The organism is Corallococcus sp. AS-1-12 (assembly GCF_020036995.1).
Taxonomy (GTDB): domain Bacteria; phylum Myxococcota; class Myxococcia; order Myxococcales; family Myxococcaceae; genus Corallococcus.
Window position 1 is genome coordinate 115,136 of the sequence record NZ_JAIQDD010000012.1, and the last position, 15,424, is coordinate 130,559.

Genomic DNA, 15,424 nt, shown 5'->3' on the forward strand with positions numbered 1-15,424 from the left:
ACCGCGCCTGAGCTGGAATTTGATATTTGCAGCGGAATGGGCCAGCTCATGGCCGGCCAGGATTGCTCAGGGGTGTCGGACCGTGAGCGGCGTGGATCGCCAGATGATGGCGGACGAACGCCAGGAGCGTTCGCCTCGCGACGACGGCGGATTCCTACTGGAAAAAGCCTTGCGCGTATCTTCCGAGGATTTCCTGCCCTGTGCAGCACCGCGTCTCGCCCTGGAGGGCGAGGGCGGTGTGCGGAAGTCAGGGGCTGGAGCGCAGGGCCTTGAGGGCTTCGCGGAAGAGCGCCTGGAAGGTGGCGTCCGGGCCCAGCCGCTCGATGACGACGTCCGCGGCCTTCTCCGCCTGGGGCTGCTTGTAGCCCAGGTTGAGCAGCGCGGAGACGAGGTCCGCCTTGTTGCCGGAGGTGACGGGCGCGCGCGGGGTGGTGCCCTTCGCGATGCCCTCCGAGTGGAGGTTGCGCACCTTCTCCTTGAGCTCCAGGACGAGCCGCTCGGCGGTCTTCTTGCCCACGCCGTGGATCTTCGCGAGCCGGCCCGTCTCACCGCGCGACAGCGCCGCGATGAGCTCGCCCACCTCCATGCCGGACATCACGCCCAGGGCCATGCGCGGGCCGATGCGGGACACGCTGTTGAGCAGTTGGAAGAGCTCCTCCTCCGCCGGGGAGAGGAAGCCGAAGAGCTCGAAGGCGTCCTCGCGCACCACGGTGCGGATGCGCAGGTCCACCGGCTGGCCGTCCTCGGGCAGCTTGCCCAGCGAGACGGTGGACAGGTTCACGCGGTACCCCACGCCGTGCACGTCGATGACGGCGTCCTCGGCACCCTTCTCCAACACGTTGCCACGCAGCCGGGCGATCATCGGCGGGCCTCCGGGCGCTGGTAGGCGGACGACAGGCGGTCCGCGAGCACCGACGCGGCCCCCTTGCGCTTGCCGTTGCCGGGAGCGCTGGCGCGGGGCATGCCCACGCGGAACTGGTTCAGGTGGCACAGCGCCACGGCGAGCGCGTCGCTGGCATCCGCGCGCTCCAGCGTCGCCTCCTCCACGCCGAGCAGCGTGCGCACCATGCGCGCCACGGCGTCCTTGCCGCCCGCGCCGCTGGCGCCCACGGACTTCTTCACGCTGGCGGGGGCGTACTCGTGCACGGGCAGGCCCGCCTGCGCCGCGGCGAGCAGCGCCACGCCGCGCGCGTGCCCCAGCACCAGGGCGCTCCGGGCGTTGCGGAAGGTGAAGAGCCCCTCCACGGCCACGGCCTCCGGCTGGTAGCGCTGGAGCGCGGCGCTCAAGGCGGCGTGCAGGTCCTTCAGGCGCTCAGCGAGGGGCGCGGACTCCACCACCTTGATGACGCCGTGGCCCAGGTGCACGAGCTTGCCCTTCTTCTCCTCCACCACCCCGAAGCCCATGAAGCGGCTGCCAGGGTCCACGCCGAGTACCCGCACCGGCCCGTTCCTTTCCCACGCGCCCTTCCGGGGCATTACGTGGACAGCGACTCCATCAGGGACTCGTCGATTTCGAAGTTGGCGTGCACGTGCTGCACGTCGTCGTTGTCGTCGAGCGCGTCCATCAGCTTCAACAGGCGCTTCGCGTTGTCGCCTTCCACCTTCACGGTGTTCTGCGGCACGAAGGTCCACTTCTGCTCGCCCAGGGGCAGGCCCGCGGCCTCCAGCTTCGCGCCCACCGCGTGCAGGTCCGCCGGGGCGGTGCGCACCTCGAAGCCGTCCGGCCCCTGGTCCACGACGTCCTCCGCGCCCGCGTCCAGGGCCTGCTCCATCACCTGGTCCTCGGTGGGGCCGGGCTTCACGGTGATGACGCCCTTCTTGTGGAACATCCAGCCCACGGCGCCCTCGGCGCCCATGTTGCCGCCGTAGTTGCCCAGGAGGTTGCGCACGTCGCTGGCGGAGCGGTTCCGGTTGTCGGTGAGGCACTCGATGATGAGCGCGACGCCGCCGGGGCCGTAGCCCTCGTACGTCACCTCTTCGTAGGACTCGCCGGCCAGTTCGCCCGTGCCCTTCTTGATGGCGCGCTCGATGGTGTCGCGCGGGATGTTCGACTCGCGCGCCTGGGCCACGGCCACGCGCAGGCGGGCGTTGCTGGACGGGTCACCGCCGCCCAGGCGCGCGGCGACGGTCATCTCCTTGATGGCCTTGGAGTAGAGCTTGCCCTTGGCCACGCCCAGGACGGCATTCCGGCGTTTGAGTTTCGACCAGCGGTTGTGACCGGACATGGGGGGCGGCTTCGGCGTGGGGTGGACGGGCGTTCAGCCCGGGGCGCTCCCGGCCTTGTGCCCCGAGCAGGCCGCCCGAGTCAAACCCTCACGACGCGTCCGGCCCGGGCTCCGGGCCGGATTCGGGCGCCAGGACGGGCTCGAAGAGGCGGGGCGGCCCCGCGGACTCCCGGGCGCGCTCGCGCTCCTCCACCAGGATGGCGGGCACCAGCACGCCCAGCATGAACAGGCGGGTCGCCGCCTCGTAGGCCAGGGCCTCCGGGAAGCGGCACTCCAGCAGCATCGCGCGCACGGTGCGCCGTCCGTCGAACAGGCGCACCACCTGCTCCACGTCCTCCGGCAGCGAGGGCAGCTCCCGCGCGAGCCGGTTGAAGTCCACCGTGAGCCGCGCCGCCAGGGGCAGGCCCTTGACGCGCAGTTGTTCGAAGCGCTCCAGGCCGGGCACCACCTGGTCGCACAGGAACGGGCGGTCCATGGAGAAGCTGCCCCGCTGCAGCTCCGGGCCGAACGTCACCGTGTACGCGCCCGAGCCGAAGCACAGGAGGCGCCGGAACGCGAGGCAGCCGCGCTCGCCATGGAAGGTCGCGTCCACCACCTGGCCATGGCGGAAGACGAGCGCGCCGGCCGCCTCCGACAGCACCACCCGGCCCGAGCGCACGCCGGACAGGAGCGCGCGCATCAGCGCCACGAGGGGCAGGGTCGCGGTGTGCGCGTCGTAGACGTCCTCCTCGCCGCGCCGCCCCGCCTTGAGCCGCGCGAGCACCGCCACGTCGCGCGCGTCCACCGGCTCCACCAGGTACTCGTCCGCGCCCACGCCCGCGGCGAGGTCGCGGTGGAACTCCTCCGCGCACTTCGCCACCAGCAGCACCGGCAGGTGCGCGGACTTCGGGTCCGCGCGGAGCACGCCGCAGAGGCTGAAGCCGTCGCCGTCCGGCAGGTCCGCGTCGATGATGACCAGCCGGGGCCGCTCGGCCTTCGACTCCGGGGGCGCCGCGTCCGGCCGCGTCCCTCCCGGATCCACGCCCAGCAGCTCCAGCGCCGCGCGGGCCCCGTCCACGTGCACGGGCCTGAAGCCTTCGCGGGCGAGCGCCGCCGCCACCACCGGCCGCGCCGTCTCCCCCACGAGCAGCACCCAGCCCCCGGCCCCACCCGGAAGGTCGAGTGCTTCACGACCTGCCGCGGGCATGGAGGTTTCAGGAGGCGGTGCGACGTGGAGGTAGGCAACCATGGATTCCCCATTCTTCCAGTGATCCCGGCCGGATGTACAATCCGCCCCCAAGTCCCTGGGTTCGTTGGGTTTTTGCCAGCCTGCATCCCAAGCTAGGGTGCGCGGCCATGACGCGCCTCGGACCGCTGCTCGCCCTCCTCGCCGTGCCCGCCCTCGCCTCCGCCCAGGACGCGGAGGTCTCCTTCTCCCAGGAGGACCCGCTGGGCTCCGTGGTGGCGCCGGTGATGCTGCCCGCGGGGGCGACGGCGCTCTATGGCTACACGGGCGCGCCGGAGGTGGGCGTGGGGTTCCGGCAGGGGCTGGGCGCGCTGGAGGTGGAGGCGCGGGCGCGCTTCGACTGGTTCAAGCTGGCCGCGTCGCTGGAGCTCGTGGGCCGCAAGGAGGTGGTGCGCAGCGGGGCGTTCGGGCTGGCGCCGACGTTGGGCGTGGGCCTGGTGCTCAACTCCGGCTCCACGTACATGGACGACGACAACTTCTCCGGCGTGCTGGTGCGCATCCTGCCGGGGATGGTGGCGGGCTACCGCGTGGCGGACACCGTGGCGGTGCTGGGCCTGGTGGACCTGCCCATCGACCTGGGGCTCACGGGCGACAAGCAGCGGCGCTTCCAGGCGCTGGGCGGCCTGGGCGTGGAGGTGTACCTGGGCGGCAACCTGTCGCTGCTCGCGGCGGGACAGGTGGGCGTGGAGACGTTCCAGGAGCGCGCGGGCGCGGGCCAGACGCGGCTGGGGCTCACCGGGCGCGTGGGCCTGGGGACGCGGCTGTTCTGACTAGAAGTCCGGCGGAGGGCTCTGGCGCGGCGTGCCCATCATCTCCAGCGCGCGCATCGCGACGCGGATGAGCGTCTGGGCGCACGGCTCGCAGCCTCCGCCGCAGCAGTGGGGCCAGCGTCCCTCCGGGTCGCGCAGGAGCGGGCGCACGCTGGACTGGTAGTAGCTGGGGAACTGGAGTTCCTCGCTCGCTCGCGCGAGCGCGTCATCGAGGGACAGGGGCGCGGGGGCGGGGACGTCGGACACGCTCCGGTACATACCAGCTCAGAGCAGGGACGTCTGCGCCGGGGCCTCCGTCGCGGCGCCGTCCGCGGGCTGGCAGTGCGCGCACCAGTGCGTGTTGCGGCCTCCGATGCGCAGGTGGGACACGGGCGTGGCGCAGCGGGGACAGGGCGCTCCCGTCCTGCCGAAGATGTTGCGCCGGTGCTTCGCCTGCCCCTGCACGCCGAACAGGTCGCGCTGCGTGCCGCGCAGCCGCAGGCCCTCTTCCAGCACGTCGCGGATGCCCTGGTGCAGCCGGACGATTTCCGCGGGCGACAGGGACGACGCCAGCCGCCGGGGGTCGATGCCCGCGACCCACAGGCTCTCGTCCGCGTCGCGGTTGCCCAGCCCCGCGAGCACGCGCTGGTTCAGGAGCACCGTCTTGAGCGGGCTGCGCCTGCGGCGAAGCTGCTTCGCCAGGACCTCCGGAGTGAAGGCCTCATCGAGCGCCTCCGGGCCCAGCTCCTCCAGCTTGAGCTGAGACGCCAGCAGCGACGTGGGCCCCAGCGCCACGCGCGCGTAGCCCAGCGTGTCCGTGAGATGGAGTTCTTCATTGCCCTCCAGCGTGAGGACCACGAGCGTCGCGGGGGGCCGCTCGCTTCCCACGGGCCGTAGCTGCAGCTCGCCCCAGAGCATGAAGTGCAGCGCGAGCGTCTGCCCGTCATCCAGCGTGAGCAGCATGAACTTCGCGCGCCGCTCGGCCGCGAGCACCTTGCGGCCCCGGAGGTTCTGGATGAAGTCCGGCGGCGAGGCGAAGCGCACCGCCGCGGGCACCCGCACCTCCGCGTCCACGAAGCGCCGGCCCACGACGGCCTGCTTCAGGTCTCGGACGATGATTTCGACTTCAGGGACTTCCGCCACGCGCAGGCCTCCCCCACGGGTCACAACGTAGGAAGGCCGCGAGGTAACGCCATGGGTTGAGCCCTGCTGAATAGGTGCCTCGTCCGACCGCCAGGCGTGCGGCCGGACGAGGGGGCACCGCCCTGCCCCATCTCCTCGTCAGGCGCGCACCGTCACCTCGTGGACGTCGCGCTCCAGCTCCCGCACGTCCACCTTCACGTCGAGGAAGTGCGCCATCGTCTCGCGCTGCGTGAGCGAATGGCTGTCCAGCGCCACCGTGCGGAAGTGGCCGCCCTTCGCCAGGGCGCACAGCAGGAGGAGCTGATCACACAGGTGCTCGCCCACGGGCACGCCCGCGTCCAGGTAGCGCTTCACCTTCGAGGCGACCTCCTCGGCCACGGCCTCCGCGCGCTTGCCGCGCTCACCGAAGCCGGTGAAGACCTCCGTCACGTGCTCGCTCTCCACCTCGACGCGCAGCACGTTGCCCGGACCGTAGGCGCGCTTGAGCTCCTCCGGCCGCTGCTGATCCGGCCGCAGCTTGAGCACGGCGGCCACGGTCTCCAGCTCGCGCTTCGCCACGTCGAAGGGGATGGACGCCACCTGGGCCACGGCCTCCGTGCGCAGCACCCGGCCGCGCTCCAGCAACTGGAGCGGCTGGAGCTTCGCGGGGTGGATGTCCACGCGGAACCGTCCGCCGCCCGCCGGATAGTAGCCGGGCCGCTCCAGCGCCACGTCCACGCGCGGGCCCATGCGGCGCAGGAGCGGCAGGTACGCCTTCTCCAGGAACTCGAACGGCGGCGCCGCCGGGTTGTGCGTCCCGCCCTCCAGCATCAGCGTGGAGGCCCCTTCCGCGTGCAGGAGCGCGGGCAGCACCGTCTGGAGCACCAGCGTCGCGCTGCCCGCCGTGCCCACCGCGAAGTGGTAGTTGCCCGCCGACAGCGCGCGCGGGTGGAAGGCCACCTGCTTGGAGCCCAGCTCCGCGCCCGTCACCTCCGCGGCGCCCACGGCCTCCGCGGCCTTGAGCGCGGTGAGGTGCTGGCGCAGCAGGCCCGGCTTGGCGCGGCCGGCGCGCACGTTGACCATCTCGAACGGCGTGCCCGTCACCAGCGACAGCGCCAACGCGGTGCGCAGCACCTGGCCGCCCCCCTCCCCCTGTGAACCATCGATGCGAACCATGTGCGTGGTGCTCCTTTGCGCGCTCGCGGACGTGTGCAGCATCCCATCCCTGATTTCAAAAAATAGCGGCGCCCGCTCCCCCACGTAACGGCCGCTTGCGCGGACCTCTTCGGGGGAACGGGCGCCTCGGTGTCTTCATCCCGGCATGTGCACCTCCGCGGGCGGCGGGTGGAACGACGCTTCGGCTATCCCTTCACGCACACCACCTGCTTGAGCGTGTGGACGACCTCCACCAGGTCCGCCTGCGCGGCCATCACGGCGTCGATGGGCTTGTACGCGGCCGGCGTCTCGTCAATCACGTCCACGTCCTTGCGGCACTCCACGCCCGCGGTCGCCTTCGCGTGGTCCTCCAGCGTGAAGCGCTTCTTCGCCGCTTCGCGCGACATCACCCGGCCCGCGCCATGGCTGCACGAGTGGAAGGCATCCGCGTTCCCCTTCCCGCGGACGATGTAGGAACGGGCCCCCATGCTGCCAGGGATGATTCCCATGTCGCCCTCGCGCGCCCGCACCGCGCCCTTGCGGGTCACGAAGCAGTTCTTTCCGAAGTGGTGCTCGCGCGAGATGTAGTTGTGGTGGCAGTTCACCGCGGACTCGGACAGCTCGAACGCGGGCAGCTCACCGCTCGCCTTCAGGGCCTCCACCGCCGAGTGCAGCATGAGCTCGCGGTTCATCGCCGCGAAGTCCTGCGCCCAGCTCACCGCGAAGACGTAGTCCTCGAAGTGCTCCGTCCCCTCCGGCAGGTACGCCAGGTCCGCGTCCGGCAGGTGGATGAAGAAGCGCTCCATGTCCTGCTTCGCCAGCTCGATGAAGTGGCTTCCGATGCGGTTTCCCACGCCGCGCGACCCCGAGTGCAGCATCAGCCACACGCCGTCCGACTCATCGACGCACAGCTCGATGAAGTGGTTCCCCGTTCCCAGCGTTCCCAGGTGCGCCAGCTCCGGCCCACGGCCGATGCGCGGGTGCTTCGCGACGATGCGCGCGTACCCCTCCGCCAGGCGGGCCCACGCGGCGGTATGCGTCGCGGGCGAGTCCTTCCACGCGCCGCGGTCATTCCGGCCGCCGTTGTCCGTACGGCCGTGCGGCACCGCCGCCTCGATGGCCGAGCGCACCCCGCGCAGCGAGTCCGGGAGCTGATCCGCGCGCAGCGTCGTGCGCACGGCGATCATCCCGCATCCGATGTCCACGCCCACCGCCGCCGGCACCACCGCGCCCACCGTGGGCACCACGCTCCCGACCGTCGCGCCGTAACCGCGGTGCACGTCCGGCATCACGGCGACCCACTTGTGGATGAAGGGCAGGCCGCGGAGGTTGCGAAGCTGCTTCTTCGCCTCGTCCTCGAACGGCACCCCCACCGTCCACGCCTTGATGGGGCGGCCCGCTTCGTCCGACAGCACCTCGTAGTTCGCGTTCATGCGGTCCATGGCTCTGCACCTTTCGGTCGTTCGACCCGGGCGCTGTGTCCCGGTCACGTAGGGGAGCTAGAGCAGCCGGCGTGCCAACGCCGTCCCCGAGGGGAGCCCCCAGGGCAGGCTGTAAATCCGTATCCCATGGGATAAATACCTATCCTGATGGCTCAAAAGGCGAAGGCGCGGCGGACGGTCGTCATCGGGATGCTGGGGACGACGCTGGACACGGGGATGGGGGCGCACCGCTGGACGCGGTGGCGGCCCACGGTGTCGCTGTGTCAGCAGGAGGACCTGCTGGTGCACCGGCTGGAGCTCCTGCACCCGCCCGCCGCGACGTCACTGGCGGCGGTCATCCGGGACGACATCGCCCAGGTGTCCCCGGAGACGCAGGTGCGGCTCACGTCACTGCCCATCCGGGATCCGTGGAACCTGGAGGAGGTGTACGGCGCGCTGCTGGACCACGTGCGCGCGCAGCCCTTCCATCCGGAGGAAGAGGACTACCTGGTGCACATCACCACGGGCACGCACATCGCGCAGATCTGCATGTTCCTCCTGGTGGAGAGCCGGTTGATTCCAGGCCGGCTGGTGCAGACGTCCCCCGGCAAGGGGAAGGAACACGGGGCGGTGGGCACGCACGCCATCATCGACCTGGACCTGTCCAACTACGACACGCTGGCGGCGCGCTTCCGGCAACAGCAGCGCGAGGGCCTGTCGTTCCTCAAGTCCGGCATCGACACGCGCAACGCCGCCTTCAACCGGATCATTGAGCGGATTGAGCAGGTGGCGGTGCAGTCCCGGGCGCCGCTGCTGCTGACGGGCCCCACGGGCGCGGGCAAGTCGCAGCTCGCGAAGCGCATCTACGCGCTGAAGAAGGCGCGCAACCAGGTGACGGGACCGTTCGTGGACCTGAACTGCGCCACGCTGCGCGGCGACGGGGCGATGTCCACGCTCTTCGGCCACGTGAAGGGCGCGTTCACGGGCGCGGTGGGAGACCGGCCCGGGCTGATGCGGCAGGCGAACGGCGGCGTGCTGTTCCTGGACGAGATTGGCGAGCTGGGCGCGGACGAGCAGGCCATGCTGCTGCGAGCGCTGGAGGACAAGCGCTTCCTCCCGGTGGGCGCGGACAAGGAGGCGGAGAGCGACTTCCAGCTCATCGCGGGGACGAACCGCGACCTCCAACTGGATGTGGAGCGGGGCCGGTTCCGCGAGGACCTGCTCGCGCGCATCAACCTGTGGACCTTCCGATTGCCCGCGTTGAGAGAGCGGCCGGAGGACATCGCGCCCAACCTGCAATACGAACTGGATCAGGCGTCCCAGGCGCTGGGGACGCGGGTGACGATGAGCAAGGAGGCGCAGGAGCACTTCCTGCGCTTCGCCACGTCCCCTGAAGGCCGGTGGAGCGGCAACTTCCGGGACCTCAACGCGGCGGTGCTCCGCATGTCCACGCTGGCGGCCGGTGGGCGGATGACACGCGAGGTGGTGGACGAGGAGCTGGACCGCCTGCGAGCGCAGTGGCGGCCCGCGAGCGCGGCGACGTCAGCGGGAGAAGACGTGCTGGTGGAGGTGATGGGGGCCACGCGCGCGGCGGAGTTGGATCGGTTCGACCGCGTGCAGCTCGCGGACGTGGTGACGGTGTGCCGCTCCGCGCGCTCGCTGTCGGATGCGGGCCGGACGTTGTTCGCGCAGTCCCGTGAGCAGAAGAAGAGCGTCAACGACGCGGACCGCCTCCGGAAGTACCTGGCGCGCTTCGGGCTGGCCTGGGCGGATGTGAGCGGTCGCGACGCGGAGTGAGGCTGGCCCGGCCCCATCCTGGCGACCGGGCCGCGCTCGCGACTCAGCAGGGCAGCCAGGGGCCGACGCCGCGGTCGCACGAGTCGTAGCAGATGGAAATGGCCGCGGCGCACTGCTCATACGTCGCCTGACACTGAGCCGGGCACCAGGAGTAGGCCTGGTAGCACTCATCCACGCACGAGACCGAGGCCTGGGTGACGGACTCGCGCTCCGTCGCCTCCGGGCCCACCGGCTCTGCTTCAGGCGCACCACCGCCGCAGGCGAGGAGGGACAGCGCGGACAACGTGGCCAGGACACACGAACGGAGGGAACGAGCCTGCATGGGATGCTCCGTGGGCAGAGGAGGACCGCGCCCCGCAGCGTAGTCCGGCGGCCCAGGACGGCGCATTCCCCGGGCCGCATTTCCCTTCCACGGGCCTTCCGGCCTGGTGTCAGCGGAAGGCGTCCGCCACGGACCGGCACTGCTTCGTGGCCAGGGCCTCATCGGGCACGCGGACCGTCCCTGCATCGGGAGCCGACGGCACGGGCGCGTTCGCGCCACCCAGCCACGCGGGCGGCACCGTGCATTCGACGGTCAGTGGACCCTCGAAGGTCGCGCGCACGCTCCCGTCCTTCATCCGGACCTCACCCTTCGCATGCATCCCGGAGACGGTCAGCTCCAGGGTGCCCTCGTCCATCATCATCGCGGCCCCCCCGGCCACCTGGTGGTCCACCACCGCGAGGCCCGGGCCCAGTGCCGTCCGAGGGATGATCCGAGCGGTGGCGTGCCTTGACGTCACGAACTTCTCATCCACCGCCATGCGGAAGCCCCAGGTGCCCCCGTCGTCCGATTGCGCGCTCAGCGCGACCTGCATCAGGGGCACGGGCGGCTCCCCCAGGAAGTCGGCGCTGAACCGCACGGACGGAGCCGAGTAGGAGCCCTGGTCCGTGCGCACGGTGGCCGCGCCCCGGGGCTGGGGCCGCTCCTCCGTGAGCGCGTCACGCGACGCCGCCCGCTCCTCCTTCGGCTTCGCGCAGGCGCCCAGGAGCAGCGCCGCCATCAGGACCCCATGCCGCATGCTCAGCACCCCACCCGCAGGAGCATGGCGCTGACGGTGGTGTTGTCGTTCTCCTTCAGCTCGTCCACCGCGCCCGCCGGATCCATGTCCAGGTAGACGTAGTACGTGTTGAACGGCAGCGACGCCGGCACCGTGAAGCCCAGCGAGTAGATGCCCTCCGAGAACGCCCCCAGCGAGTGGTTGAACGTGGCCACCACGTTGGTGGATTCGTAGTAGCCATTCGGCGGCGCCGTCGGGCTCAGGCGCACGCGCATGGCGTAGGACGACGCGGCCGCGTTGCCCATGTTGCCCACGTAGAACTTCACGCTCTGCGCCGTGCCCCGGCACACCGTCTTCGTGCCAGCCGGGTCCAGCGTCTGCGCCACGTCCCCCACCACGCCCATGGCGGACGGCAGCAGGTTCGGCTTCGTCACCGAATAGCCGTACAGCGTGTTCATGCCCTGCGCGTTCGTGGGCCACAGCGTGGAGGACTCGTAGCCGCCCGTCACCAGGTGCGGCGGCGAGGTGCGCAGGATGCTGTGCCCGCCCTCGTGCTTGAAGCCGAAGAAGTGCCCCGCCTCGTGCACGAACGTGCTCCGGCCCGACGTGCCGAACGCGCTGCCGGTGCGCGGCGTGAAGTCCAGGTCGCTGGCGATGCAGATGTCCGCCTCGTCGATGCCGTTGCTCCCGATGAAGCACAGCCCCACGACGGAGTACGTCACGCCGTTGTTCCCGTCGATGGCCGACCGGTCACACAGGCCGATCTCGTTCTGCCCGTCCGTGTGGTCCAGCGAGCAGTCCGTCGCCGCGTTCACGTTGTAGCCCGCGACGATGTGGGACAGGTCGTCCCACTGCCTCAAGCCGTTCCAGTACGCCGTGTTGGTGTTACCGGAGTCCGGGATGCTGCACCGGTTCCGGTACACGACCGGGCCGCTGTACCACTTCACCGGCGACCCGTTGCACGTGTCCCACGCGGCGGCGCCCGCCTCCATGCCGCCCAGCACCAGCGCCGCGACGGCGCCCACGAATGTCGTTGTCTTCATGGCGGACCTCTTCACGGCTGGCCGGGCGGGACGTCCCGCTCGGGCTGGAGGGGAACGGCACCCGGCACCCCGGACGCGCCCGCGGCGGGCGTCACGGGGACGGACAACGACGACGCGGTCGTGACGGGCGCCTCGCGGAACGCCCCCGTCACCGCGAGTCCCCGCGCGCGCAGGTGGTTCTGGAGCAGCGAGAGGAACGCCTCCCGCTCCATCCCCTCCGGCGCCCCCCGCGACAGCGCCTCCGCGCGCGGCGCCGGACGGGCACCCGTCAGGTCCACCGTCTCGAACACCGGCGCCGTCTGCCGCACCCCCGCCGGGCCCAGCCCCGCCACGAGCCCGCCCTCGGCCCCCACCAGCACCTCGCGGCCCGCCACCGACTCCACGCGGAAGGCGTGCTCGTCCAGCACCGGCGACAGGCTCCACCCGGTGTTGCGCAGGAAGACCACGTAGCGCGCGCCCCGGACGAAGCGGGGCACATGGCTCACCACGAGCTGCCGTCCATCCGGCAGCAGCCCTCCGGCCTGCTTGAGGCGCAGCTCCCGCGGCGCCGCGCCCAGGTGCGCCCGCACGTTGCCGAGCGTCACCACCGTCCACGGGCCCGTGCGCGGCGAGTACTCACCGCGCACGTCCGTGACCTCCCCCTCCACCACGGAGGCCGTCTGGTCGAACAGGCCGAGCAGGCTGTCCACCGCGCGCGGCGGCCGGAGCGGCGCTTCCGCGGCCAGGGGGGCCTCCCGCCGCGCGGGGGCTTCGTCCCCACTGGCGGCGCTGCACCCCGTCACTCCCAGGAGGAGCAGTGCGCACGCCCCTCTTCCGAACGTCGTCCATGGCCTGCCCACGCGCATCACGTCCGCTCCCTTCGTGTCGTCAGTGGATGAGATAGAAGGCGTCCTGGCGCGGAACGAAGAACCGCCAGCCTTCGTCCGTCAGGTACGCCGGATCTTCCTGCATCACCGCCACCTTCTGCCCGCCCCACTCCGGAACGGGCGTGACGGTGTTGAGCTCGACGGCGAGGTACGAGCCCTTGCGCAACAGCCGGGGCGCCTCCGAGCGCGCCGCCGCGCGGAAGTCGATGGAGGCCCCCAGCGCATGGCCCTGCGCGCCCAGCGGATGGCTGTAGACCTTGGCCTCGATGCCCCGCTCCTTCATCTCCGCCATCGTCGCGTCGTAGACGTCCGCCGACGAGCGCCCCGGCCGCGACGCCCGCAGCATCAGCGCGTCCTGCAGCGTCCGCGTGTTCTCCAGCGCGCGCTTCAGCCCCTCCGGCGCGTCCGTCTCCCCGTCCTTCAGCACGTAGGCCATCTTCTGCCAGTCCGTGCTCAGCCCCAGCGCCGTGACGCCGAAGTCCACGTGCAGCAGGTCTCCGCGCTGGATGACCACCGCCTCGTCCGCCACCGCCAGGAAGCCCCGGGAGAAGCCGTCCTTCATGCCCTGCCGCTGCACGCGCAGGTCCGGCTGGAACCACGTGCCCACGCGCGCCTCGAAGAGCGCGTCGTAGAGCCAGCGGCGCACGTCCCCCACCGTCGTCTTGCCGGGCACCACCACCTCGTTGGAGAGCGCCCGCTTCACCAGCGACTCCGTCAGCACCACCAGGTCGCGGTAGGGCGTGAACTCGCCGGGCAGCCGCGTGTCCAGGTACTCCTCGATGAGCGGCGCCGCGCTCACGAAGCGCGCTGGCGCGGACGGGCCCAGCGCCTCCACCAGCCACTTGTACGTGTCGTGCGTCAGGCTGCGCGTCACGCCCCGCCGCCCGTCCATGGCCAGCGCGATGGTGCGCGGGTGGTAGCGCGCGTCCAGCTCCGCGAGCGCCTCCGCCTGCTTGCGCTCCACCGCGGGGGACTCGAAGAAGCGCGACACCGCCTCCGTGGCGTAGCCCGTCAACGCGACCTTCTGGAGCCCCGCGTCGCCCGCGTCCACGAAGACGAACACGTCGCGGTTGCCCGCGTACGGCAGCGGCGGCGCGACCCAGGACGTCAGCGGATCATCGTGGAACTCCTCGTTGACCACGACCCACATGGCCACGCCGTGCCGGCGCATCATGTCCAGCAGCAGCCCGTGCCGCTCCTTCAGCCAGGACTCGCGCAGGGCCCGCTCCTGGGACGGCGGCGGCACGGGGGGAGTCGTGAGGGCGGTGGGGGCGCTCACGGGGGCGGTGGCACACGCCACCAGACAGCCCAGGCTCAAGGCGGGGAGGACTGCGCGCCAACGCTTCATGTCGGGAACTCCAGGTCGGGAAGGAGGAGGGGCAGCCTAGCGCGCCTGAAAAACCGAAGCCCCCCGCTCCCGGAACCCATGGGGTCCGGGAACGGAGGGCCTGGGGCGCATTCCCACCTGCTCACCCGCTCGGATGTCCTGGCTCCCTCACGCTTCCGGATCCCTTCCCCCCCGGTCCGGGACACCTGGAACCCGCCGGCCTCACGGCCCGCGAATCCACTGGAAGCGGCGGCCCTCCCCCGAAGGCCGCGTGGAGCGCGAACATCCAACCGCGCGCGCCGTTACCTCAGTAGCTGGCGACCCAATCCAGGTCGCTTTCCTCAAAGTCGAAGGGCGGTTGCTCGCCTTCGTGCCGGGAGCCCTCCGCCCCGTTCCCCTCGTGTGTGTCCTCCCGCACGCCCGCGCCCCCGTTGGAACCGGGCGCCCACAGCACGCCTTCCCCCTGGCTCCACGCATCGATGCGGTACATCGAATCCCCCCGGGTGCGGTGTCTTGCCGTCCACCCACGCCGCCGTCGCCACGCCGCGCCTCGATAATTAGACGCCGACCGCCAGAATCCTTGGGTCGCCCCTTACTCATTTCACGAAGGAGCCCCCCTGCCGGAGCGCCAGGGCCCGAATTCCGGCCTCCTCGCTCCACCCCGGCTCCCCCCGGCGGGCCACGGCCTCGAAGGCCTCCGCCGCCTGGAGCCGGAGCCCCATGGCCCGGAGCACCAGCGCCCGGTTCCACAGTGCCTGGGGATGGTCCGGTGCCTGACGCAGCACGCCTTCGAGCAGGTCCAGGGCGCGCCGCCAGTCCCCCGCCGCCATCGCCACCACGGCCCGGTCGCTGTCCCGGTCCAGCGAGGGGGCGCTGCGCGACAGGAAGTCCGACGCCTGACGCAGTTCGCCGCGCACCAGGTAGGCCGCCGCGATGCCGTGCAGGTCCCCCCGCTCCTCCAGCGCCGCCAGGGTGCGCAGGGGCACCGGCGGTTCGGTCGCGAGCGCCGCTCCGCCCGCCCCCCCCGTCCGGACGGGGACGTAGGGGAGGTAGCGGTCCGCGGCCGGGTACGCGATGCGCGCCTCCAGCTCCCGCGCGGACGCATCCGCCCGCCACGCGTCCCCCGGCTTGAAGCCGTCCCCGGTCAGGAACGCGGCGAGCGCGCCCAGCCCCATGGCCAGCACCGCGCCCAGCGCATGCCGCCACCGGCCGCGCGGCAACGCGAAGCGGAGCGGTCCGCGGACAGGGGTGCTGGGCGGTGGTGGAGCGTCGTTGTGGGCCACCGCGCCACACAGGGCCTGGACGCTGAGCATCTCCAACTGCATGGCATCATGCAGCCCACTGGCGCACGCACGGCAGAGGGCCAGATGGAGCCGGAAGTGCTCCTCGTCCCCCGATTCCAGCTCCCCATCCAGGAAGCGGTAGAGCTTCTTGCACCAGAGATCCATCAAGCGTCA

The 15,424-nt window shown here is 71.6% G+C and carries 16 protein-coding genes; 2 read left to right on the plus strand and 14 right to left on the minus strand.

The window, feature by feature from the left end; translation table 11 throughout:
- Nucleotides 1–247 precede the first annotated feature (247 nt).
- The 4 genes from ruvA to K8556_RS20690 form a co-directional block, all read right to left on the minus strand.
- Complete coding sequence (gene ruvA / locus K8556_RS20675; RefSeq protein ID WP_223741794.1) at nucleotides 248–862, minus strand: Holliday junction branch migration protein RuvA; 615 nt, start codon at nucleotides 860–862, stop codon at nucleotides 248–250.
- Nucleotides 859–1,440: a crossover junction endodeoxyribonuclease RuvC gene (gene ruvC / locus K8556_RS20680; protein WP_223741795.1), complete on the minus strand. Its 582-nt coding sequence runs from the start codon at nucleotides 1,438–1,440 to the stop codon at nucleotides 859–861. The genes ruvA and ruvC overlap by 4 nt, the downstream gene beginning before the upstream one ends.
- Nucleotides 1,441–1,475: 35 nt before the next feature.
- Nucleotides 1,476–2,225: a YebC/PmpR family DNA-binding transcriptional regulator gene (locus tag K8556_RS20685; protein ID WP_223741796.1), complete on the minus strand. Its 750-nt coding sequence runs from the start codon at nucleotides 2,223–2,225 to the stop codon at nucleotides 1,476–1,478.
- 88 nt (nucleotides 2,226–2,313) lie between these two features.
- On the minus strand, nucleotides 2,314–3,453 hold the full coding sequence (locus K8556_RS20690) for a PleD family two-component system response regulator (RefSeq protein ID WP_223741797.1): 1,140 nt from the start codon (nucleotides 3,451–3,453) through the stop codon (nucleotides 2,314–2,316).
- 107 nt (nucleotides 3,454–3,560) lie between these two features.
- On the opposite strand from K8556_RS20690, the gene K8556_RS20695 reads away from it, so the two are divergent.
- Nucleotides 3,561–4,220 (plus strand): hypothetical protein, encoded by a 660-nt coding sequence (locus tag K8556_RS20695; protein WP_223741798.1) that lies wholly within the window; start codon nucleotides 3,561–3,563, stop codon nucleotides 4,218–4,220.
- On the opposite strand, the gene K8556_RS20700 is transcribed toward K8556_RS20695, so the two are convergent.
- The 4 genes from K8556_RS20700 to K8556_RS20715 form a co-directional block, all read right to left on the minus strand.
- Nucleotides 4,221–4,478, minus strand: coding sequence for a hypothetical protein (locus K8556_RS20700; protein WP_223741799.1), 258 nt, complete (start codon nucleotides 4,476–4,478; stop codon nucleotides 4,221–4,223).
- Nucleotides 4,479–4,484: 6 nt separating this feature from the next.
- Nucleotides 4,485–5,342 carry a DNA-formamidopyrimidine glycosylase gene (mutM, locus tag K8556_RS20705; protein WP_223741800.1) on the minus strand — a complete coding sequence of 286 codons (858 nt, stop codon included), beginning with the start codon at nucleotides 5,340–5,342 and terminating at the stop codon, nucleotides 4,485–4,487.
- Nucleotides 5,343–5,480: 138 nt separating this feature from the next.
- The gene (rtcA, locus tag K8556_RS20710; protein WP_223741801.1) at nucleotides 5,481–6,497 is read right to left on the minus strand and encodes an RNA 3'-terminal phosphate cyclase; all 1,017 of its coding nucleotides are present in this window, start codon (nucleotides 6,495–6,497) and stop codon (nucleotides 5,481–5,483) included.
- A gap of 185 nt (nucleotides 6,498–6,682) precedes the next feature.
- The gene (locus K8556_RS20715; protein ID WP_223741802.1) at nucleotides 6,683–7,918 is read right to left on the minus strand and encodes an RtcB family protein; all 1,236 of its coding nucleotides are present in this window, start codon (nucleotides 7,916–7,918) and stop codon (nucleotides 6,683–6,685) included.
- Between the two features lie 147 nt (nucleotides 7,919–8,065).
- Here K8556_RS20715 and rtcR point away from each other — a divergent pair, with 147 nt between their 5' ends.
- Complete coding sequence (gene rtcR, locus K8556_RS20720) at nucleotides 8,066–9,694, plus strand: RNA repair transcriptional activator RtcR (protein ID WP_223741803.1); 1,629 nt, start codon at nucleotides 8,066–8,068, stop codon at nucleotides 9,692–9,694.
- A 43-nt stretch (nucleotides 9,695–9,737) separates the two neighbouring features.
- Here the strand turns inward: rtcR and K8556_RS20725 are convergent, their stop codons facing one another.
- The 6 genes from K8556_RS20725 to K8556_RS20750 all read right to left on the minus strand — a co-directional run bounded on the left by K8556_RS20725 (nucleotide 9,738) and on the right by K8556_RS20750 (nucleotide 15,415).
- On the minus strand, nucleotides 9,738–10,016 hold the full coding sequence (locus tag K8556_RS20725) for a hypothetical protein (RefSeq protein WP_223741804.1): 279 nt from the start codon (nucleotides 10,014–10,016) through the stop codon (nucleotides 9,738–9,740).
- A gap of 109 nt (nucleotides 10,017–10,125) precedes the next feature.
- Nucleotides 10,126–10,752 (minus strand): hypothetical protein, encoded by a 627-nt coding sequence (locus tag K8556_RS20730; RefSeq protein ID WP_223741805.1) that lies wholly within the window; start codon nucleotides 10,750–10,752, stop codon nucleotides 10,126–10,128.
- Nucleotides 10,753–10,754: 2 nt separating this feature from the next.
- Nucleotides 10,755–11,774, minus strand: a complete 1,020-nt coding sequence (locus K8556_RS20735; protein WP_223741806.1) for a hypothetical protein — start codon at nucleotides 11,772–11,774, stop codon at nucleotides 10,755–10,757.
- An 11-nt stretch (nucleotides 11,775–11,785) separates the two neighbouring features.
- A complete protein-coding gene (locus tag K8556_RS20740) occupies nucleotides 11,786–12,619 on the minus strand; it encodes a hypothetical protein (protein ID WP_223741807.1) in 834 nt (277 codons plus the stop codon).
- A 22-nt stretch (nucleotides 12,620–12,641) separates the two neighbouring features.
- Nucleotides 12,642–13,988: a M24 family metallopeptidase gene (locus K8556_RS20745; protein WP_223741808.1), complete on the minus strand. Its 1,347-nt coding sequence runs from the start codon at nucleotides 13,986–13,988 to the stop codon at nucleotides 12,642–12,644.
- 575 nt (nucleotides 13,989–14,563) lie between these two features.
- Nucleotides 14,564–15,415 carry a zf-HC2 domain-containing protein gene (locus K8556_RS20750; RefSeq protein WP_223741809.1) on the minus strand — a complete coding sequence of 284 codons (852 nt, stop codon included), beginning with the start codon at nucleotides 15,413–15,415 and terminating at the stop codon, nucleotides 14,564–14,566.
- Between the last annotated feature and the right edge of the window lie 9 nt (nucleotides 15,416–15,424).